This is a genomic window from Halobacillus sp. A5, from assembly GCF_024189315.1.
Lineage (GTDB): Bacteria > Bacillota > Bacilli > Bacillales > Halobacillaceae > Halobacillus_A.
This window is the reverse complement of the sequence record NZ_JAIZEO010000003.1, coordinates 540,317-560,525: the sequence shown is the minus strand read 5'-3', so window position 1 is coordinate 560,525 and position 20,209 is coordinate 540,317. Positions and strand designations below refer to the sequence as shown.

At 42.5% G+C, this 20,209-nt stretch carries 22 protein-coding genes and 1 pseudogene; all 23 read right to left on the bottom strand.

The window, feature by feature from the left end:
• Positions 1 to 80: 80 nt before the first annotated feature.
• Entirely contained in the window at positions 81 to 704 is a 624-nt protein-coding gene (gene hisIE, locus LF822_RS14525; RefSeq protein WP_253924783.1) for a bifunctional phosphoribosyl-AMP cyclohydrolase/phosphoribosyl-ATP diphosphatase HisIE, read from the bottom strand.
• Positions 701 to 1,459: an imidazole glycerol phosphate synthase subunit HisF gene (gene hisF, locus LF822_RS14520; RefSeq protein ID WP_253924782.1), complete on the bottom strand. Its 759-nt coding sequence runs from the start codon at positions 1,457 to 1,459 to the stop codon at positions 701 to 703. The genes hisIE and hisF overlap by 4 nt, the downstream gene beginning before the upstream one ends.
• Positions 1,459 to 2,190 (bottom strand): 1-(5-phosphoribosyl)-5-[(5-phosphoribosylamino)methylideneamino]imidazole-4-carboxamide isomerase, encoded by a 732-nt coding sequence (gene hisA, locus LF822_RS14515; protein ID WP_253924781.1) that lies wholly within the window; start codon positions 2,188 to 2,190, stop codon positions 1,459 to 1,461. The genes hisF and hisA overlap by 1 nt, the downstream gene beginning before the upstream one ends.
• A 12-nt stretch (positions 2,191 to 2,202) precedes the next feature.
• Positions 2,203 to 2,832, bottom strand: coding sequence for an imidazole glycerol phosphate synthase subunit HisH (gene hisH, locus LF822_RS14510; protein WP_253924780.1), 630 nt, complete (start codon positions 2,830 to 2,832; stop codon positions 2,203 to 2,205).
• Positions 2,832 to 3,425 carry an imidazoleglycerol-phosphate dehydratase HisB gene (gene hisB / locus LF822_RS14505; RefSeq protein WP_256522080.1) on the bottom strand — a complete coding sequence of 198 codons (594 nt, stop codon included), beginning with the start codon at positions 3,423 to 3,425 and terminating at the stop codon, positions 2,832 to 2,834. The genes hisH and hisB overlap by 1 nt, the downstream gene beginning before the upstream one ends.
• On the bottom strand, positions 3,422 to 4,696 hold the full coding sequence (gene hisD, locus LF822_RS14500) for a histidinol dehydrogenase (protein ID WP_253924779.1): 1,275 nt from the start codon (positions 4,694 to 4,696) through the stop codon (positions 3,422 to 3,424). Before hisD ends, hisB begins: the two co-directional genes overlap by 4 nt.
• Positions 4,696 to 5,331, bottom strand: a complete 636-nt coding sequence (gene hisG / locus LF822_RS14495; RefSeq protein WP_253924778.1) for an ATP phosphoribosyltransferase — start codon at positions 5,329 to 5,331, stop codon at positions 4,696 to 4,698. The genes hisD and hisG overlap by 1 nt, the downstream gene beginning before the upstream one ends.
• Entirely contained in the window at positions 5,324 to 6,508 is a 1,185-nt protein-coding gene (locus LF822_RS14490; protein WP_253924953.1) for an ATP phosphoribosyltransferase regulatory subunit, read from the bottom strand. The genes hisG and LF822_RS14490 overlap by 8 nt, the downstream gene beginning before the upstream one ends.
• Before the next feature lie 159 nt (positions 6,509 to 6,667).
• Positions 6,668 to 8,188, bottom strand: a pseudogene (locus tag LF822_RS14485) (acyl-CoA dehydrogenase family protein); the annotation flags it as partial.
• Positions 8,107 to 8,670: a hypothetical protein gene (locus tag LF822_RS14480; RefSeq protein WP_253924777.1), complete on the bottom strand. Its 564-nt coding sequence runs from the start codon at positions 8,668 to 8,670 to the stop codon at positions 8,107 to 8,109. The pseudogene LF822_RS14485 and the gene LF822_RS14480, both read right to left, overlap by 82 nt.
• A gap of 88 nt (positions 8,671 to 8,758) precedes the next feature.
• Complete coding sequence (locus tag LF822_RS14475) at positions 8,759 to 10,423, bottom strand: glycerol-3-phosphate dehydrogenase/oxidase (protein WP_253924776.1); 1,665 nt, start codon at positions 10,421 to 10,423, stop codon at positions 8,759 to 8,761.
• 222 nt (positions 10,424 to 10,645) lie between these two features.
• On the bottom strand, positions 10,646 to 12,145 hold the full coding sequence (gene glpK, locus LF822_RS14470) for a glycerol kinase GlpK (RefSeq protein WP_253924775.1): 1,500 nt from the start codon (positions 12,143 to 12,145) through the stop codon (positions 10,646 to 10,648).
• A gap of 29 nt (positions 12,146 to 12,174) precedes the next feature.
• Entirely contained in the window at positions 12,175 to 12,975 is an 801-nt protein-coding gene (locus LF822_RS14465; protein WP_253924774.1) for an MIP/aquaporin family protein, read from the bottom strand.
• A 129-nt stretch (positions 12,976 to 13,104) separates the two neighbouring features.
• Positions 13,105 to 13,650, bottom strand: coding sequence for a glycerol-3-phosphate responsive antiterminator (locus LF822_RS14460; protein WP_253924773.1), 546 nt, complete (start codon positions 13,648 to 13,650; stop codon positions 13,105 to 13,107).
• A complete protein-coding gene (locus LF822_RS14455) occupies positions 13,640 to 14,170 on the bottom strand; it encodes an acyltransferase (RefSeq protein WP_253924772.1) in 531 nt (176 codons plus the stop codon). The genes LF822_RS14460 and LF822_RS14455 overlap by 11 nt, the downstream gene beginning before the upstream one ends.
• A gap of 3 nt (positions 14,171 to 14,173) precedes the next feature.
• Complete coding sequence (gene ppaX, locus LF822_RS14450; protein WP_253924771.1) at positions 14,174 to 14,812, bottom strand: pyrophosphatase PpaX; 639 nt, start codon at positions 14,810 to 14,812, stop codon at positions 14,174 to 14,176.
• Entirely contained in the window at positions 14,802 to 15,746 is a 945-nt protein-coding gene (locus LF822_RS14445) for a nucleoside recognition domain-containing protein (RefSeq protein WP_253924770.1), read from the bottom strand. The genes ppaX and LF822_RS14445 overlap by 11 nt, the downstream gene beginning before the upstream one ends.
• Before the next feature lie 13 nt (positions 15,747 to 15,759).
• Positions 15,760 to 16,593 (bottom strand): prolipoprotein diacylglyceryl transferase, encoded by an 834-nt coding sequence (gene lgt / locus LF822_RS14440; RefSeq protein WP_253924769.1) that lies wholly within the window; start codon positions 16,591 to 16,593, stop codon positions 15,760 to 15,762.
• A 13-nt stretch (positions 16,594 to 16,606) separates the two neighbouring features.
• Complete coding sequence (hprK, locus tag LF822_RS14435) at positions 16,607 to 17,542, bottom strand: HPr(Ser) kinase/phosphatase (RefSeq protein ID WP_253924768.1); 936 nt, start codon at positions 17,540 to 17,542, stop codon at positions 16,607 to 16,609.
• Between the two features lie 110 nt (positions 17,543 to 17,652).
• A complete protein-coding gene (locus LF822_RS14430; RefSeq protein WP_253924767.1) occupies positions 17,653 to 17,997 on the bottom strand; it encodes a phage holin family protein in 345 nt (114 codons plus the stop codon).
• A gap of 25 nt (positions 17,998 to 18,022) precedes the next feature.
• The gene (locus tag LF822_RS14425) at positions 18,023 to 19,051 is read right to left on the bottom strand and encodes a DUF4097 family beta strand repeat-containing protein (RefSeq protein ID WP_253924766.1); all 1,029 of its coding nucleotides are present in this window, start codon (positions 19,049 to 19,051) and stop codon (positions 18,023 to 18,025) included.
• 124 nt (positions 19,052 to 19,175) lie between these two features.
• A complete protein-coding gene (gene bshB2 / locus LF822_RS14420; RefSeq protein ID WP_253924765.1) occupies positions 19,176 to 19,844 on the bottom strand; it encodes a bacillithiol biosynthesis deacetylase BshB2 in 669 nt (222 codons plus the stop codon).
• Entirely contained in the window at positions 19,834 to 20,208 is a 375-nt protein-coding gene (locus LF822_RS14415; RefSeq protein ID WP_253924764.1) for a YojF family protein, read from the bottom strand. Before LF822_RS14415 ends, bshB2 begins: the two co-directional genes overlap by 11 nt.
• Between the last annotated feature and the right edge of the window lies 1 nt (position 20,209).

Sequence of the window (20,209 nt, the reverse complement as noted above, 5' to 3'; positions counted from 1 at the left end):
ATATCCGTACTCACTAATTATGCAGTATAACACAGAAAGTGATCTTGAAATAGGAGAATTTAGTAATTTCTTATTCTTCTTTATTGATGGCGGGTTTCGAGTACGTTTAGAACTTTCTCGAAACTAACTCCCCGGTCTGTTAAGAGCATTAATAAATGAAATAATAAATCTGCGGACTCCATCGATAATTCATCTTGGTCATCATTTTTAGCAGCAATTATTACTTCCCCTGCTTCTTCACCAATCTTTTTAGCTATACGATCAACACCTTCCTGAAAAAGCTGCGATGTATATGAACCTTCTGGAAGTACAGCTTTACGTTCAGCCAGAGTGTGACGAAGCTGGTCTAATATCGCATAAGGTTCTGCCTTTGGTGCTGAAACTTCGTCAGCAACCGATTCTTTAAAGCAGCTGTAGTCCCCTGTGTGACAGGCCGGCCCTGCAGGAACGACCTGAACTAAGACCGCGTCCTGGTCACAATCAAAGTGAAGGCTCTCCACCTTCTGGGTATTGCCTGAAGTTGCCCCTTTGTGCCATAGCTCCTGGCGGGATCGGCTGTAAAAAACCGTCTCTCCCTTTTCAAGGGTCATTTGAAGAGACTCTTTATTCATATAAGCTAATGTAAGGACAGCTTTTGAGCGAGCATCCTGTACAATCGCTGGGACTAGACCTCTTTCATCAAAATTAATATCCTTTAAGTTCATCGCACGATAACCCCTTCCGAACGTAAATGTTCTTTCACATTTTCAATCGATGTCTCTTTGTAGTGAAAAATAGAAGCTGCGAGCGCGGCATCCGCATCAACTTCTTGAAATACTTCACTAAAATGCTCTGCTGATCCGGCCCCCCCGGAGGCAATGACAGGAACAGTAATTACTTCCTGGACAGCTTGAAGAAGTGGTAAATCAAAGCCTGTCTTCTCACCATCTTTGTTCATCGAAGTTAACAATATTTCTCCGGCTCCTAAGCGAACAGCCTCTTTTGCCCAATCTATAACTAGAAGTTCTGTCGGAGTTCTCCCGCCATGCGTGTATACCCGCCATGTTTCTGCTTCTTCATCGTAGCGTGCATCTATAGCCACTACAATACATTGTGCACCAAAGTAATCGGCTCCTTCTTTAATGAGCTCAGGTCTTTTGACAGCAGCCGAATTTAATGAGACCTTGTCTGCTCCATTGCGCAGTGTTTCTTTCATATCCTCTAGCGTCCGTATTCCGCCCCCGACAGTAAAAGGAATCGCCAATTCAGATGCTACGGAACGTACCACATCAATCATCGTTTTCTTACCCTCGTGAGTAGCAGATATATCTAAAAATACAAGCTCGTCCGCTCCCTGCTTATCATAAACCTTGGCAAGCTCCACTGGATCACCGGCATCACGAATATCAACGAACTGAATCCCTTTTACTACTCGTCCTTCTTTCACGTCCAAACAGGGAATAATTCGTTTTGACAGCATCAGTGCTCCTCCTCTCTCAGTGCATCAATAAGCTGAATTCGGTCTGTGTATAATGCTTTGCCTACGATGGAACCTATGACATGACTGGATTGATATTTCTTCAGCTCCTGTAAGTCATCAATACCTTTAATGCCTCCAGAAGCAATGACGTCGACACCGGTTTCTTTTCCAAGGCGGACGATCTCTTCCACGTTCGGGCCCTGCAGCATTCCGTCTTTAGCAATGTCAGTATAAACAAATGTAGAAGCACCTGCTTCAGCTAACTCTTTACCAAGTCCAACTGCTGTTACCTCTGAGCGTTCAAGCCACCCCTCTGTTGCTACATATCCGTCTCTTGCATCCAGACCAATAACAATTTGATCTCCATATTTCTTTAACAGTTCTTTTGTCAAGTTGAGATCACGGACCGCGAGAGAACCAATGATAACACGATCTACTCCACGGTTGAGATAGTATTCAACATCTTCCTCAGAACGAATACCTCCGCCAATTTGAACTTTAACATCTAAATCTTCAGCTACTTTTACAACATGCCCGGCATTTTGCCTGGACCCATCCTTTGCCCCATCTAAATCGACCATGTGGATCCATGAAGCTCCTGCATCGGAAAACCTTTTAGCTACTTCAAACGGGTTGTCCCCATATACTGTCTGTTTATCGAAGTCTCCTTGTTCTAATCGTACACATTTGCCATTTCTCATATCGATCGCTGGAAAAATTGTAAAGCTCATTCTTTATGCTCCTCACTGTTTAACCATTCTTTTACAAAAGTTTTCTAATAACTGTATACCTGCCCGCCCGCTTTTTTCAGGGTGGAACTGGCTCGCTACTAAATTGTTCCTTCCTACAATAGCTGGTACGGTCTTATGATAATCTGCAGCAGCGAACACGATCTCTTCTGACGGTGTATCTACTACGTAGGAGTGGACGAAATAAACATATTCTTCTCCCACATTTTCCATCAGCGGGTGCTCTGATTCATGAAGCTGTAATTGGTTCCATCCCATGTGCGGAACCTTATATGATATGCCAGCTTCATCAGTGCCGGGAAACCTGACGATTTTCCCGGGAAATAATCCGAGTCCTTTAGTTCTGCCACCTTCTTCACTCTCTTCAAAGAGAAGCTGCATCCCTAAGCAGATTCCGTAAATAGGAACTCCTGATTCCACTTTCTGTTTAATAAAATGGATAAAGCCGTGTTTATTCAATGCTTTTACTGCGTCAGGAAATGCTCCAACTCCTGGTAAAATATATCCATCGCAGTCAGCTATTTCATCTGGATGCTCACCTATAGTATAAGGAACGTCCATACGTTCTAAAGCTTTGGAAACGCTAAACAAATTTCCCATCCCATAGTCAATAATACCAATCATCACAAACTTCCTTTCGTGCTGGGAACTCCTTTAATTCTTGGATCTAGCTGAGTAGCTTCATCGAGGGCTCTGGCAAATGCTTTGAACATTGCTTCAATGATATGGTGGGTATTATGTCCGTGATGGACTACAATGTGCAGATTCATCCTGGCTTCCACCGCCAGTTTCCAGAAAAACTCATGGACATTTTCTGTGTCGAACGTACCTACACGGCTTTTCGGAAGCTCAGCCCGCCATTCAAGGTGAGGGCGGTCACTTAAATCTATAGCGACTGTTAATAAGGTTTCATCCATAGGGAGAGTTATAGATCCATACCGCTTAATTCCGTATTTATTCCCTAAAGCTTCACGCAGAGCCTGGCCGAGGACAATACCTATATCTTCGGTTAAGTGGTGGTCATCAACCTCCACGTCGCCTTTACCGTTTACTGTTAGATCAAACAACCCATGCTTCGTAAAGAGCTCAAGCATGTGAGACATAAAGGGGACTTGTACATCCAGAATGGACTTCCCTTGGCCATCAATAGTAAATTCTAATTCAATATCTGTTTCTCTTGTTTTTCTGCTTAATTCAGCTTTACGAATGTCTGTCATTCCCATCTTCCTTTCCGGTATTCAACAGCTCTGGCGTGAGCTTCCAATCCCTCTAAACGAGCAAATTTCGCAATCTTGCCTCCATTTTCCTCCAGGGCCTGACTGCTGTAAGAAATAATACTGGTTTTTTTAATAAAGTCATCAACGGATAACGGACTTGAAAAACGGGCAGTTCCACTCGTAGGAAGGACATGATTAGGTCCAGCAAAATAATCACCTACTGGTTCACTGCTGTATGGACCGAGAAAGATCGCACCAGCATGTTTTACTTTAGCCATATCTTTAAAAGGGTCAGCTGTAACAATTTCTAAGTGTTCGGCTGCGATTTCATTAACGGCATCCATCGCTTCATCATTACTGCTGCATAATACCACGGCGCCATAATCCTCAATGCTGGACTTAGCTATTTCAAAGCGGGGCAGAGATTCAAGCTGCTTAATGACGGACTGACTCACTTCATCGGCCAGCGTTTTACTCGTCGTAATAAGAACACTTGAAGAGCGGGCATCATGTTCAGCTTGAGATAACAAGTCCGCCGCTACTTCATCAGCACGTGCCGTGTCATCAGCTAAGATCGCGATTTCGCTAGGCCCGGCAATCATATCGATATCAACGTCCCCATAAACCTCACGCTTCGCCAGGGCAACAAACACATTACCAGGTCCGGTGATTTTATCAACTGATTCTAATGACTCTGTTCCATACGCAAGAGCAGCAATCGCCTGAGCTCCGCCAACTTTGTAAATCTCTTTAACACCCAGCAATTTAGCTGACACTAAAACTCCTGCAGGAACTCTTCCCTCACGATCAGGCGGAGTCACCATTACAATTCTATTCACACCTGCAACCTGGGCAGGAATAACATTCATCAGCACAGATGAAGGGTAAGCAGCCGTTCCTCCTGGTACATAAATACCTGCTGCATCTATCGGAGTAACCTTTTGTCCTAAAATCGTTCCGTCTTCAGATGTTTGAAACCATGAATTGGATTGCTGCTTCTCATGGAATCTGCGAATATTCTCTGCTGCTTCCCTAAGTATTTGGACAAATTCTCCATCAACTGACTCGTAAGCTTCGTCAATTTCATCTTCCGTCACCTGCCACTGGTCAAGCGCAGCTCCGTCAAATTGTTCTGTAAAACGTTTGACAGCGTTATTTCCAAATGTTCGGACTTGCTCAATGATTTGTTTCACCGTTTCCCGTTGTTCTTCAGTACCCTGGTCTACACTTCTTTTAAGAGAGGCTACTTCACTTCTTTTCATTATTCTCATCAGTCTTCCCCTCCTACGGCTTTACTCAGTCCTGTGACCATTTCATCAATTTCCCGACCTTTAAGGCGGTAGCTGACGGGGTTAACGATAAGTCTCGAAGTAATGTCTGTAATCTTTTCATATTCCACAAGACCATTTTCCTTCAACGTTCGTCCAGTTGATACAATATCTACAATTCTGTCAGTCAGTCCGATGATCGGAGCAAGCTCGATCGAGCCATTTAGTGGAATTATTTCAATTTGCTCCCCTTGCTCACGAAAATAATCTGATGCAATCTTTGGATATTTTGTAGCTATCTTAGGGGCAACACGGCTTAATGGTTGATTGGGAAGCCCGGCCACAGCTACGTAACACGGGCTGATTTTTAAATCAAGTACTTCATAAACATCACGATCTTGTTCCAGGAGAACGTCTTTACCGGCAATCCCTATATCTGCTGCACCATATTCTACATATGTGACAACGTCCATTGGCTTAGCCATCATAACTTGAATGTTCTGCTCTGGAAATTCCAGAATAAGTTTCCTCGATTCCTCTGCATCTACTTCCAGGTGATAACCGGCCTCACGCATCAGCTCTGCGGCCTCCTCGTAAATCCGCCCTTTCGGCATCGCTATAGTTAGAGGCTTATTCATTCCTGTTCCCCCCTTTGGATGTAAGGTCTTCAAATTCTTTTAGCTGTTTTTTAAATTCATTGAGATCCGGAACCTGATCGATATGCTGTAATAATACAGGGTACCCTTGTTCTCTCAACTCTTTTGCTCTTTTTATCCCTTGTCCATGTGTGTCTTCATCTACAATAATTCCCATGCGGTTGTCACCGTTGGTCCTATCGTTTAATGATTCCACAAGACGTTCTAAATGAATGGCAAAACCGGTAGCTGAGGCATTAAGCTGAAAAGAAGGAAGAAGCTTATCATAGCGGCCGCCATTACACAATAATGCCCCCAGGTTAGGTGCATATCCTTCAAACAATATCCCCGTATAATAATTCATGTGGCTGATCAAGTTTAAATCAAAGCGAATATATTTTTCTACTCCGTAATTACTTAATAGCTTATAAAGCTGCTTCAATTCATTTACAGCCTGCATACACACTTGATTACGAGCCAGCGATTTACTATCAGCAAACACGTTTTCCCCGCCTCGCAGATTCAATAATTCAAGAAGAGCTCTCTTCTTCTCTTCATTAAGGGTAAGCAGCTTTATGTGTTCGCGATAGCCGACATAATTCTTGCGGTAGAGGTATTCCAGAAGCTGCTCGGTCGTCTCTTCATCCTCACCAAGCAATTCGTTAAAGAATGCTTTTACATAGCCGATATGTCCAATGGTAATCACGAAGTCTTCTAATCCAGACTGCTTTAAAGATTCAACGAGCAGAGCAATGACTTCTGCATCTCCATATGAGGAATGGTCACCGATCAACTCTGTTCCTACTTGTTCAAATTGAGCTGGTCTGCCCCCTTCCGTCTGCTGCGCGCGAAATACCGGCCCATCATAGGCTAAACGAAGCGGATACTCGGCGTCTTTTAACTGTGAAGCCGCTACTCTTGCTATAGGAGCGGTCATGTCCGGGCGCAGGACGAGAGTATGACCCTGCTGATCCAGAAGCTTAAATAGACGCTGTTCTTTTGTAGCGCTCACTTTACCGACAGTTTCGTGATATTCAAGAAAGGGTGTGTCCATAAATAAATAGCCAAAAGATAGGATCGACGTTTTCAGCTGCTCTCTTGCTTTTGATTTCTGATTATAAAAAAAAGGAAGCGTGTCTCGCATTCCCAGTGGTTTTTCAAACATAAGCCGTTTCACCATAGTTATTTTCCGTCCCTTCACTCAAAAAATCCTTTAGTCTGCTAACATGCTAACATGATGAAGTTACCTCGTCAAACCTTACAGGATTATTCTTCCCTATTTATCTTAACAGAAACTCCATGTTCTATTTCCTAAAAAAAGCTGACGCGCATGAGCACATCAGCCTTTCGCTTTGGATGGAATGGAAACTTCCAGTATATCTTCCGCATACTGGAGAGGAAGTGGTTTCCGTTCATAAGCATCTTTGCAAAACGTTTTTCTTATAATCACCTCTGCTACTTTACGTTTTCTGTTACTTTCACACGTCCTCGTTAAAGCATGGACGCCTTCGTATAGATCTGCAAGCCTCTTTGATATTCTTTTGCTGTAATAGGTTTGCTCATTATATGACATAGAAAGTACAGAGTTAATTAATTCTTTCGTATCTTTAATAGACTGTGATACCAGCTGAACTTCCTCGGGGAGTGTGGTGACATACTGTAGTTCATCTTCAATCTCTTTGAAGAATAATTCATGGGCCCTAAATTTACTCATCAGACGAACAACTTCCAGCCCCAGTATATTTGATGTCCCTTCCCACACTGTTAAAACTTGAGCGTCCCTAAGTAGTCTTGGTGTCACGAAGTCCTCTATGTACCCATTTCCTCCAAGCATTTCAATCGCATGCGCGAAATGTATCGATTGTTCAGCAGTTTCTTTTTTTAAAACTGCTATCAGCAGGCGGGTAAGATGTTTATCTCTTTCAGATGCACTTTCTGGATATCTTGCCACTCTATCAAAGGTTTCGATCATTTTAAATACGGCACTTGTTTCTATTTCCTGCTTGACTCTCATTTGTACTAAAGTATCTTGAATCATTGGGAAATCAATCAGTACACTACCAAAGGCGTTCCTTTGCAGAGCATAAGATTTTGCTTCTTTATATGCTCGGCGCATTATTCCAATTGAAGCTACCGCATTGCAGACGCGTGAGAGGTTCAAAGCTTCCATCATGTAATTAAAGCCTTGATCTTCTCTTCCTATGAGGTAAGCCTTTGCTCCCAAGAATTCCACTTCAGCTGAGGGCACAGCCCTCACCCCTAATTTATCTTTCAGCCTGCGGATTGAAATCTCATTCAATTGTCCATTTTCATTCCGCCATGGCACTAAAAATAAACTCAGCCCCTTAGAACCTGTGCCTGATCCGTCAATTCTAGCTAGAACCATAGCGACCCCGCACATGCCGGCGTTACTGCCAAAATATTTTTCGCCATAAATGCGGTACTCTCCATTTTCCTTTATTCCTTTAACTTCATTGGCTCCTACGTCAGATCCTCCCTGCCTCTCAGTTAAGAATGTCGCTCCTTCATAAAGTTCTGTTTCCCCTGTTGAAATTAAGTGAGGAAGGTATTTTTCCTTAATTGCCTGATCAGCGTAGTGATCGATTAAATAGGCGGAAGCCATAGTCAGAGTGACTGGACAATAAAAACCGGGTTCACTTTGAGACAATACATACCCTTGAGCAAATGAATATATATAATTTCCTTTACGGTTTATTTTCGGTATCGGTTTATGGATATAGCCAACGATTCCTTGCCCGTAAGTCTCCTCTACTGTTTTTAAATAGCCTTCATTAACCCACACTCTCGAAACATCCTCGCCCATCTTATTGTATTTAATAAGACGAGGCTGGCCTTCGCGCCTTTCTTTACTAAGTGATAAACCGCCTTTCCTTCATTATCCATCATTTTATAAGTAGCGGGAAATAACGCACCTCCAGAAAATATAGAAATAAAAGGACGGAATAATTTGATATCAAAGTGAGTGTGCTGGTTGATTCTCCCATAAACCTCGCCATTCATATCATATAAATGAGCCTGGAAAATGGAATGAGGCTGATGACCGATATACATTCTGCCTGGGAGTTGTTCGTAAATACCAGTAGTTAAGTCTTCTTTGAAGCCTACGGAATGATTGGCTTGAATAATATCCAGCCAGCCGCTTCTAAATACAGCTATTCCAGCCAGACCAAACGCTGTCCCATACAATGTATTTAACAACAACGACTCCACTCCAATTAGAAAAAAAGAAATCAGAAATAAACTCATCACGGCTATTAATAAAGCTCCCGTTACAAGCTGTCTTACTCCGTCTCTTTTTATTAGTTCATGAACACTTATCATAACTTTACCACCCTTAACAAAAATTGGTTATCTTTAGTATATCAAAAAAAGCGAACCCCTCAATAAGGAGTCCGCCTAATATCCGACTTCACACTTGTACCGGCTCTACTGCTTCAGTCAACAGCTTTTCGAGATCCTGTGTATATTCTTTTTTCTGATCTTCAGTCCATTGCATCTCTTTTGCCATATACTCAATGACAGGCTGTTTATGTTCATGAACATAAGCAATGTTGAAGAAAAGAGCTGAAGTCCTTCGCACAAAGAAATCAACCGGCTTGTATACTGCCTCGTAGTCGAGTCCCATTTTCAACTGAGCAAAGACGACGCGGTCAATTAACGCAGCGGCTGCCTCTCTTTTACATTCTTTAAACAGCTGATATAACGTATCTACATTTTTTCCATAAAGATCTACTAGATCCTCTGCTTTTTCAGCAGTTAGACCTAAAGATTCTCCAATTTCTATTCTTTCTTTTTTAAAAGTCTTGAATCCTTCAGATCCATTTACTTCACCGCCTGAAATCGGCATATTCTTCGTTTCTGAATCAGAATAGCGGATACCGTATTCTTCAGCCAGTTGATCGCGGATCAAATCAACAGCCGTCTGAGCCATTTTACGATAGCCGGTTAGTTTACCGCCTGCCATGGAAATTAATCCAGAATCTGAAACAAAAATCTCATCTTTCCTTGAGATTTCTGATGGGTCTTTACCGTCTTCACGAATAAGCGGACGAACACCAGCCCAGCTTGATTCAACATCGTTTTCCGTTACTTTTACAGATGGGAACATCATATGAATGGCTTCAAGAATGTATTCGCGATCCAAAGTAGTCATCGTTGGGCGTGCAATTTCTTCTTCGTATGGTGTATCTGTTGTTCCCACGTACGTTTTCCCGCCGCGGGGAATAGCAAAAATCATACGTCCATCCGGCGTATCGAAGTAGACAGCCTGCTGCAGCGGAAACACAGACTGATCAAATACAAGGTGCACACCTTTCGTTAATTGAAGAGTCTTCCCTTTTTTCGATCCATCAATTTCACGAAGTTTATCTACCCAGGGGCCGCCGGCATTAATTACTCTTTTAGCATTAACCTGATAAGTCTCACCGCTTACTGTGTCCTCAACAACTGCCCCTGTTACTCTCCCTGTTTTGTTATAAAGGAAATCTTTAACTTTGGCATAATTTAAGGACGACGCTCCGTGTTCCACAGCTTTTTTCATTACTTCTAACGTTAGTCTGGCGTCATCTGTTTTATATTCAACATAAATTCCAGAACCCTTCAAGCCTTCTTTCTTAACTAAAGGTTCGCGGTCAATTGTTTCTTTAGCACTGAGCATCGTTCTTCTTTCTTTCTTTTTGACCCCTGCTAAATAATCATAAACCCGGAGACCCAGGCTTGTACTATACGGTCCGAAGTTTCCTCCCTCATGGAATGGGAGCATCATATATTCCGGAGTCGTTACGTGAGGGCCGTTTTCGTATACAATCTCCCGTTCTTTTCCTACTTCGGCTACCATTTTTACTTCAAACTGTTTTAGGTACCTTAGTCCTCCGTGAACCAGTTTCGTTGAACGGCTCGAAGTACCCGAAGCATAGTCCTGCATCTCGACAACTGCCGTTTTCATTCCACGGCTTGCTGCGTCCAGGGCTATTCCTGAACCCGTTATTCCCCCACCGATCACGAGCACATCCCAATCTTCCTGAGTCAAATTATTAAATTGTTTTCTACGGTTGTAGTTAGAAAATGTCTTCATGCTACCTCTCCTTTTATCCAATCGGTTTATTCAGGGCGTCTGATACCTTTATTCCCTATTCTTAGGTTGTTTATGTGTAAGAATGAACATTAGAAGGTAAAAAAAGAGACCACGAACGCCTTTGTAAAATACATTTACAAAGCATCGTGGTCTCTCCGTATCTCCGACCTAAATCTATTAACTTATTTCAAGTATATCAAAAAAAGATTTTAAAATCTACACTTAAGAATCCGTTTTAAATACTCGGGTCGCTTCTACCGCTTTCTGCCAGCCTTTATAGAGTCTTTCACTTTCTTCTTCATCCATTTCAGGATCAAATTGTGAATCCTTTTTCCATTGGTTGGCAATCTCTTCACGGTCCTGCCAGAATCCCGTGGCAAGTCCTGCAAGATACGCAGCACCCAGGGCAGTTGTTTCATTAATCTTAGGACGCTCCACTGAGGCATGAAGCAAGTCACTTTGAAACTGCATTAGCAAGTTGTTCTTCACTGCTCCTCCATCTACACGAAGTTTTTTAAGCTCAATGCCTGAATCTTCCACCATGGCATCTACGACATCTTTTGTCTGATAAGCGAGAGACTCTAAAGTGGCGCGGATAAAATGAGCTTTTTTTGTCCCTCTTGTTAACCCAAAAACAGCACCTCTGGCATCGCTGTCCCAGAAAGGAGTACCTAACCCTACAAAAGCAGGCACTACGTAAACTCCATCTGTCGAAGCCACCTGCCCGGCAATTTCTTCACTCTGCTTGGATGATTCGATCATTTTCAATCCATCGCGAAGCCACTGAATGGCTGATCCAGAAACGAAAATACTTCCTTCTAATGCATATTCTACTTTTCCATCAACACCCCAGGCTAATGTAGTAAGCAGCCCATTTTCGGAACGTACCGCTTCTTCTCCTGTGTTCATGAGCATAAAACCGCCGGTCCCGTAAGTGTTTTTTCCCATTCCTTTTTCAAAGCAGGCTTGTCCAAATAAAGCAGCCTGTTGGTCTCCAGCGATTCCGGCAATCGGAATTTCATTGCCAAAGAAATGATAGTCGACCGTGTGTCCGTATATTTCAGAGGATGGTTTCACTTCAGGGAGCATATTTTTGGGTACGTCTAATATTTCAAGCAGCTCATCATCCCACTTCAGATCGTAAATGTTATACATCAGGGTACGGGATGCATTGGAATAATCAGTCACGTGTACTTTCCTTCCTGAAAGTTTATAAACGAGCCACGTATCAATTGTCCCAAACATCAAGTCTCCGTGGTCTGCTTTTTCTCTCGCTCCCTCAACCTGATCCAGGATCCACTTAACTTTTGTACCTGCAAAGTAAGGATCAAGGAGCAATCCTGTTTTATCCCGGAAAGTGTCATTGTGTCCTTGTTCACGAAGATCATTACACACTGACTGCGTCTGTCTTGACTGCCATACAATGGCTTTATGAATAGGTTTTCCAGTCTGCCGGTCCCAAATCACTGTCGTTTCACGTTGATTAGTAATTCCAATGCCGGCGATTTGATCGGCTTCCACATCAGCTTTTGTAAGGACCCCTGCTATACAGCCGAGCACCGACGTCCAGATCTCATTTGCATCATGCTCGACCCAGCCAGGTTTAGGGAAGTACTGCTCAAACTCTTTTTGAGCAGATGCTGCGATAGCTCCTTCATGGTTAAATAAAATAGCTCTCGAACTCGTGGTGCCCTGGTCTATTGATAAGATGTATTTTTCCATTCTTACGTCCTCCTAAATTCCTATAACAATTACGCACTTTGTGCTTTATTGAGTTCTTTTTTTAGTGAAGCTCCCATAATAGCAATAATACTCAAGGTCAAAATCCAGAAGGGGAGATTAGGAGAAGCTTCAAAAACGGCCTGATAAAATAACCCTCCATATATCCCGCCAATAACCGGGCCTGCAACAGGAATCCAGGAATAACCCCAATTAGAATTTCCTTTACCCGGGATCGGCAGAACTGCATGAGCTATACGGGGGCCGAGATCACGGGCCGGATTAATGGCATAACCCGTAGTAGACCCCAGCGACATCCCTATGGCAACAATAAGTAACCCTACTATAATTGGATTGAGACCATCTGTAAATTCATTCGCTCCTATAAACAAAATCCCCATAACTAAAACAAATGTACCTACAATTTCACTGACCAAGTTTGACACCGGACTATCAATCGCAGGATCTGTCGAGAATATCGACAGCTTAGCCATGGGATCTTCAGTCGCAGCCCAATGAGGCAGGTAATGAAAGAAAACGATAACAGCCCCGGTAAAAGCTCCAATTAACTGAGCTGTAATGTACATCGGTACTTTTACCCACTCAAAGTCACCTACAGCTGCCAGACCAAGGGTAACGGCAGGATTAATATGAGCGCCGGTAATATCACCTACTGCGTACACACCCATTGCCACACCTAACCCCCATGCCACAGTGATGAGTACCCAGCTTCCTTCCGCTTTTGTATGCTTTAAGTTTGCCCCTGCAATTACTCCGCCCCCTAGAATAATGAGAATCATTGTTCCTATTAATTCACCCATAAATTCAGTCATATCCTGATCCCCTTTCAACCGTAATGGACAGCAGCCAATAAAAAACACACAATATAAAAATAGCCCTATGCTATTGTTATTTGTGTGGGTACGCACTACTCTGACGATATACGCATTAAAATTAGGATGTTAAAATTCCCATAGCTCTGTACGTGAAGTAGAGACTGCAGAAGCGCCAGCTTGTACGGCAGCGCTTGTTTCTTCTTTCGTACGAATAAGACCACCTGCAATTACGGGAACTCCTAATTGATCCTTAATCTCTCTTATCATTCCCGGAACAATTCCGGGCAAAACTTCCACATAATCGGGTTTAACTTTTTTGATGATAGCAGCATTATGTTCTACGGCCTGGCTGTCTATCAAAAACAACCTCTGAACTGATGTAAGCTTATATTTCTTCGCTTGCTGAATAACGTGTGAACGGGTCGTAATCACTCCATCCGGCTTAACTACCCGTCCAAGGAACTCCATACCATAGTCGTCAGCTTTCAACCCTTGAATTAAATCGACGTGAACCCACACTTTCTTTCCGGCCTTTTGACCGGCCCTGACCACCTTGTGCAAAAGACCTAACCTGCTCTCGAGGATAATAATGTATTGTGTAGAGGTCGTAAGTAGCTTTTCAAAGTCTTTCATATTTTTCACAGCTGGCAATACAACCTGCTCAAGACTCATCCTTTACCCCCTCCATCTTCATTCGTTCGATCATTTCTTCTTTCGTGTATATAATTGTCATAGGGTTGCCGCCCGCAAAAGCTCCTTCAGGCACATCCTTATGCACAAGAGTGCCGGCTGAAACTACAGCCCCATCTCCGATCCTCACCCCGGGAAGTATAGTAGTATTAGCTCCAATCAAGACCTCATCACCAATTACTACATCACCCAGACGATATTCTTTAATTAAGTATTCGTGTGCAAGAATTGTAGTATTGTAGCCAATTACTGAATTGCGGCCTACCGATATTTTTTCAGGGAACATAATATCTACCATGACCATTAATGCAAAAGCCGTCTGGTCACCAACTTTCAGGCCTAAAAAACGACGGTACATCCCATTTTTGACCTGTAAAAATGGGGTGTACCTCGCTAATTGAATAACTATGAAATTTTTGACAACCTTTAAGAAAGGAACAGTCTTATAAATGTGCCAGAGCGAATTCGCATCATGTACTTGATATCGTTCAGTACGCCGCATAGATTATCCTCCTAAAACGTCCAGCAGATCATTCATTTCATTAAGCATATAATCAGGATTAAGATCATCAAGGACTTGTCGGCCCTTTATCGTCCATGCCACACCAGCCGTATGCGTTCCGGCATTTTTTCCGGCTTCAATATCGTGGGTATTATCTCCGACCATCAGTGTATCTTCTGGTTTCCCGTTTAATTGCTGCAGAGCCTTTATAATAGGTTCCGGATGTGGTTTGGCATTTTGCACATCATCAAGAGTCACAACAACTTCAAATAAATCATTAAGTCCGGTCAAATCCAGGCCCATCTGTACAGTATGGCGCATTTTAGTAGTAACAATACCCAGCTGGTAACCTCTTGCCTTCAGTTCTTTTATAGTTTCAACTACTCCATCATACGCCCTCACAAAGTGGTCATGATTAGTAATGTTATGTTCACGATATGTCAGCACCATTTCCTCTACACGTTCTGCATTCACGACTGCCAGGCTTTCGCGAAGTGGAGGACCTATGAAATCTAATATTTCTTCCCGGGAATATGGTCTTTCTGCATACTGTCCGACCGTATGAGTAAATGATGAAATGATCAGCTCGTTGGTGTCTATTAAAGTCCCATCTAAATCAAACAAAATTGTATTAATACTCATGGCTTAAACTTCCCCTTTTCTCTCTTCGTGCTCTATTCCAAACATAACCAACAGCCGCAGTTAATAAAACAGCGGTCAACAGCCTGATTACAAGCAGAGGCCAGATAGGTATGCCTAAAGGTATAAATATCAACGTATCTTCTACCACCGCATGGCAGGATACCAGGAAGATCATGGCTAGAAACATATCTTTTTTAGAAACCCCATCTTCCTCGACCGCTTGAATCATTAAGCCTGCTCCATAAGCCAGCCCTATGGTTAACCCTGCCGCCAAAGTCATAGACGTATTCCGTTCCATGCCTAGAAAACGTGTGGCAGGAGCCAGCCATTCAGAAAACCGGTCAAGCCAGCCTTTTTCACGCAGATACTGCATAACGACCATTAACGGGATAACGATTAAAGCAAGCTGTACGATTCCCATCCCAGCTGTCTGAAAGCCCTGGAGAATAATTTCCATCCAGCCTTCCGGTTCTGATTGACGCTCAGGTGCCATTCCGTATTTAGCCTGCTCCTGTCCCCCACTCCAGGCAAAGTTAATAAGTACTGCCGATATTAACGCCAGTCCCATACGGACACCGATCACGAGCCACCAGCTGACACCCACTTTTTTCGCAACAGTTGACTCGATGATTAGATTATGTGAAAAGGAGAGCATCACGGCTAAAATAAATACTTCTTTTACCGAGAAATCAAACGTAATAATCGCTGCAATACCTGCGTATAAATTCAGAAAGTTTCCAAGAACCAAAGGGACAGCAGCTTCTCCAGATAGGCCAAGAAGTCGCATAAGAGGTTCAAGCTGTTTCATGGCCCACGGTAACACAGGAGTAAATTGAAGAATGGTTACAATTAAAGTAACGGGAAAAATGACTTTTCCCAATGTCCACGTCAAATGCAGGCCTTTCTTCAATCCCTCCATTAGTATTGATTGCATAGCTGCACCCCCATTACTTTACTTTTTTTCCGTTATAATATTTATTAGCCAGCCCCGCTTTTCTTCGGTATATCATTAGACCGACAGCAAAAACTATGAGTAAAATTGATATCAGCTGGGCCGTACGGATTTCTCCAAACAAATATAGGCTGTCCGTCCGCAGACCTTCTACATAGAATCGACCGATCGAATACCAAATGGCATAGCTGAGAAAAACTTCTCCGCGGCGAGGGTTAAATTTGTGTCTCATCACGAGCAGCACAATAAACCCTAAAATGTTCCATAGGGATTCATACAGGAATGTTGGATGGTAAACAGTTCCGTCAATACACATCTGCTGATTAATGAAATTAGGCAGAAACTGCATATAATTGTTATAAAATGATTCCGTTACTGGTCCGCCATGCGCTTCCTGATTCATAAAATTGCCCCAACGGCCTACAGCCTGGCCAAGGATAATACTCGGTGCCGCAATATCAGCAATCATCCAGAATGATAGTCCCTTGGCTTTAGTATAGAAAAAAGCAACTAAAAATGAGCCGATAAGAGCCCCATGAATCGCAATTCCGCCTTCCCAAATGGCAAAAATTTTCCACCATGGCTCACCGATGTAACGGTCCCATTCAAAGATTACATAATACAGACGGGCACTTAAAATAGCAATAGGAATGGCGTAAACGACAATATCTACCATATAGTCTTTCTTTAAACCAAGCCGCTCGGTCTCTCTAGTAGCGAGGAGCAGCCCTAGAAAAGCTCCTGAAGCAATGATTACTCCATACCAATAGATTGAAAGAGGACCCAGCTGCAACAGGACTCTGTCTAATGATTCGGGTGTACAAGACAAAATAATTCTCTCCTTACTCGTCAGTTGTTTGATCTTCGTCGATTACTTTAGTTAACCGTTCAGAAAACTCTTCCGCGGCATTAACGCCCATACGTTTTAAACGGAAATTCATAGCGGCCACCTCAATAATAACGGCTAAGTTACGACCCGGCCGCACCGGAATGGTCGCTTTAGGAATTTCTGCATCCATAATTTTCATCGTTTCTTCTTCTAATCCTAAGCGGTCGTATTGTTTGTTTTTATCCCATATTTCCAGGTTAATAACTAATGTAATACGCTTAAAGCTGCGCACAGCCCCTGCTCCAAACAAAGTCATAACATTTATTATACCTAGTCCGCGGATCTCGAGTAAGTGTTCAATAAGTGGAGGGCTGTTTCCAATGAGAGTATCGTAATCTTCTTGTCTAATTTCTACACTATCATCAGCAACTAACCGATGACCACGCTTTACCAGTTCAAGAGCAGTCTCACTCTTACCTACTCCGCTCTGACCAGTAATAAGAACACCGATTCCGTAAATATCAACGAGAACTCCGTGAATAGCAGTAAAAGGCGCAAATTTTGATTCAAGAAAATTGGTTAAGCGGCTGATTACTCGTGTGGTTTTGTAAGGAGAGCGCATCAGCGGCACGCCAGCTTCCTTCGAAGCAACTGCAAGCTCCTCCGGTATATCCATTCCTCTGGTGATCACAATGCCCGGTGTAATATCCGTACAAAGCTGTTCCGCCCGGTGCTTTCTTTGTTCATGAGTCAGTTCATTGAAATAAGAGAGTTCCGTTTTGCCGAGCAGCTGTAATCGATCCTTAGGATAAAATTTAAAATAACCCGTCATTTCAACTCCAGGTCTGGAGATATCACTCATATGTATTTCACGATGAACTCCATCTTCACCTGCGACTAATTCCAATTCAAAGCGATCCAGCAAATGCTCTGTTCTCACCTTGCTCATAGTTTAACCTCCTCGATATCGTAACTTCACTGTCCCTTATTGTAGCATGTTTTATCACAATCTTGGATAGAAAAAGTCCTACAGGGTGATCATCCCCTGCAGGACTTTACTTAATCTTTAATCATTTTATTGAGTACGAGGTTGATTAATGAGATGACAAGAGCCGCTAAAATCGTCATTCCAAAGCCATCAATTTCAAACATTGAGCCTAATAATCCATCCGTCATTGCCAGCGTAATTGCATTGACAACCAACAGGAACAACCCTAACGTAATAAAGGTAATGGGCAAGGTTAAAATCACTAAAATCGGTCTTACAATCGCATTTAATATGGATAAAATAAAGGCGGCTATCAGAGCCCCAATGAATCCATCAATCTCGACTGAGGTAAATACAAAGCTTACAAATATAATCGCAATTGCATTGACTAGTATATGAAGCAGCCAATTTTTCAATCGAATCCCATCCTTTTACATCAAATCAAATAGATACATCTTTCACCGTGACAGATCCAGTCTTCGTATCTGCCTCAAAATGGTAGACTTGTTCGTAATTCTCACGAGCTTCAAATACAAGCTCTTTACTAATCATTTCTTTTTTGTTCCTGAGAATTTTATAATTTTCTATATCACAGTTCAGACTTCCCATTGAAGTACTGATCTTTCCATCAATTCTTTTATTTTCCGGAAGGCTGACCGTTATTTGACCGGTCGTTGTTTTAAAGAAGCCGGTATGCGCGGTTTCTCCATCGTTATTAACCGTAATACTTCCGGTCACAGCAGAAGCATCTGATTTACCGAACTGGCCATCCAGTTTAACGGAGCCATTAATCGTATCAGCTTCACAAACATCGAATTTACTTTCAGCAATGGTAACTGAGCCGTTTCCAGTTTCAAGTTTGCATGACTCTCCATTTGACCTTTTCACACGTAACGAACCGTTAGTGGTTTTCAAATGAAAGTGATCTGACACCACGTCGTGGGAGGTGATCGTTCCATTAGATAACCTCGCTTTAATAAAGTCATACCGCTTTGAAGGCAGATACAATTTAACGAACGTCTTAATTTTCTTAGAAGGGTTGGCAAATCTCAGGATACCATTCGTTACATCAAACTGACCATCAGCCAGAAATTGCTCTTTAGCTTCTTTTTCATCATTGGCCTGATAAACCTTAACATGACATTCGGCCTGAGCATAAGTTTCCTGCCAAGGTTCAAGGTGTAATGAGCCATTGGCAATGGATATATCTAAATCGTGAAATGCTTCATCTCCTGTCTCCAAATGGTATTTAAATTCTACCGAATCGCCGAAAGAAAGGTCAAAATCAGCATTTTTTATTTTATCTAATGCTTCTCCTACAAAATCCTTAAGCCCATATTTCCTCCCGGCAGAAGCTTTACCTTCTTCCTCTTTAGAATATTCAACTGCCTTGAGAAGTTTCTCGCCTTCCTCTGCAGAAATCGTTCCATTTTCGACCATTTTAAGTATTTTCATTCTCTCTTCGCTCATATCTAAATCGCTCCTTTTAGTTTTTATTCCCTGAGCAGCCCTATAAAAAACTTCTATGTTGATTAGGTTGATATAAGAAAAAGACACCTTGAGAATAAGTGGAATCTACAAGGTGTCTTCAACGTCAATCTGTGGGAAAAATCCAGCGGTAAAATTGTTCAGTTTTTAACCTTTGGTAGTGTTCAGAAGCCTGGTCCTGCTCTTCAATTAAATTCATCATACCATCGGCCTGGGATAAATGAGCACGTATCGCAGCTTCTTTTCTCTCCCAGTAGGGGGTAATATCAAAAATAAAATCGGGTTCTCCCAGATCTTTCTCAGAATCATTGCTTATTGCATGCATCCACACTTCGGGGCGGAAACCAGGCTCTATCATCTCCACTGCCTTCACCACCGCTCTTCCCAGCGCATCATGATCAGGATGAACTCCATATCCAGGGTAATGGGTAATGATGGTTGTGGCCTTATGCAGTTCTATTCGATCCTTTAAATGTTTGGCTAATTCCTCGGACGGCTCGAACTCCAAAGTTTTGTCCCTGTACCCTAAGAGCTCCACGTTAATATCCAGATTACGAGCTGCTTGATTAAGTTCTTTTTTGCGGAAATTATACAATGTTTCCCTATTGGCAAATACAGGGCTGCCCATGTTCCTGCCCATTTCGCCTAAAGTTCCACACAAGTATGTTACAGGCACTCCCTCATCACGAAACTTTGAAATAGTACCTGAAGCCCCAAAAGATTCATCATCAGGATGCGGAAAGATAACCAGCAAATGCTTTTGTTTATGATTCATCTTCTTCAGCCTCATGCGTAAATGGTTTTTCGCTAATTTCGAGTGCTACCATTAACCGGCCTTCACGATCATGGCCGGCCATCAACAACCGGCCGTGTTCGTCAAATTCAAAATCACTGAGACCTTCTGCGTATACCCAGCCTAAATCCAGTTTTAAACCAACACGAAACGAACCGCCGGTACTTACAATTTTACCATGCTGGTAATTTACTTGAGCGTTACGAATAAAAGCACCCACATTGTATGCTTTTTCATCAAAATGACTCGCGTAGGCACCATTAGTTGTTTCTAAATGAATATACACATCTTTATTCGCAAACTTATTAATATATTCCTGTACAACAGATTGTTCAATTGCTTTCATT

Excerpts from the sequence above, each read along its gene's own strand:
- LF822_RS14490 (WP_253924953.1), bottom strand. The coding sequence starts at position 6,508 with ATGGTGAAACGGCTTATGTTTGAAAAACCACTGGGAATGCGAGACACG.
- LF822_RS14465 (WP_253924774.1), bottom strand. The coding sequence starts at position 12,975 with ATGACTGAATTTATGGGTGAATTAATAGGAACAATGATTCTCATTATT.
- LF822_RS14480 (WP_253924777.1), bottom strand. The coding sequence starts at position 8,670 with ATGATAAGTGTTCATGAACTAATAAAAAGAGACGGAGTAAGACAGCTT.
- bshB2 (WP_253924765.1), bottom strand. The coding sequence starts at position 19,844 with ATGAATCATAAACAAAAGCATTTGCTGGTTATCTTTCCGCATCCTGAT.
- LF822_RS14455 (WP_253924772.1), bottom strand. The coding sequence starts at position 14,170 with ATGCGGCGTACTGAACGATATCAAGTACATGATGCGAATTCGCTCTGG.
- hisH (WP_253924780.1), bottom strand. The coding sequence starts at position 2,832 with ATGATTGGTATTATTGACTATGGGATGGGAAATTTGTTTAGCGTTTCC.
- hprK (WP_253924768.1), bottom strand. The coding sequence starts at position 17,542 with ATGAGCAAGGTGAGAACAGAGCATTTGCTGGATCGCTTTGAATTGGAA.
- LF822_RS14415 (WP_253924764.1), bottom strand. The coding sequence starts at position 20,208 with ATGAAAGCAATTGAACAATCTGTTGTACAGGAATATATTAATAAGTTT.
- hisG (WP_253924778.1), bottom strand. The coding sequence starts at position 5,331 with ATGAATAAGCCTCTAACTATAGCGATGCCGAAAGGGCGGATTTACGAG.
- hisIE (WP_253924783.1), bottom strand. The coding sequence starts at position 704 with ATGAACTTAAAGGATATTAATTTTGATGAAAGAGGTCTAGTCCCAGCG.
- LF822_RS14475 (WP_253924776.1), bottom strand. The coding sequence starts at position 10,423 with ATGAAGACATTTTCTAACTACAACCGTAGAAAACAATTTAATAATTTG.
- hisA (WP_253924781.1), bottom strand. The coding sequence starts at position 2,190 with ATGAGCTTTACAATTTTTCCAGCGATCGATATGAGAAATGGCAAATGT.
- glpK (WP_253924775.1), bottom strand. The coding sequence starts at position 12,145 with ATGGAAAAATACATCTTATCAATAGACCAGGGCACCACGAGTTCGAGA.
- LF822_RS14460 (WP_253924773.1), bottom strand. The coding sequence starts at position 13,650 with ATGAGTCTTGAGCAGGTTGTATTGCCAGCTGTGAAAAATATGAAAGAC.
- ppaX (WP_253924771.1), bottom strand. The coding sequence starts at position 14,812 with ATGAGTATTAATACAATTTTGTTTGATTTAGATGGGACTTTAATAGAC.
- hisB (WP_256522080.1), bottom strand. The coding sequence starts at position 3,425 with ATGACAGACATTCGTAAAGCTGAATTAAGCAGAAAAACAAGAGAAACA.
- hisF (WP_253924782.1), bottom strand. The coding sequence starts at position 1,459 with ATGCTGTCAAAACGAATTATTCCCTGTTTGGACGTGAAAGAAGGACGA.
- hisD (WP_253924779.1), bottom strand. The coding sequence starts at position 4,696 with ATGAGAATAATGAAAAGAAGTGAAGTAGCCTCTCTTAAAAGAAGTGTA.
- LF822_RS14445 (WP_253924770.1), bottom strand. The coding sequence starts at position 15,746 with ATGCAATCAATACTAATGGAGGGATTGAAGAAAGGCCTGCATTTGACG.
- LF822_RS14425 (WP_253924766.1), bottom strand. The coding sequence starts at position 19,051 with ATGAGCGAAGAGAGAATGAAAATACTTAAAATGGTCGAAAATGGAACG.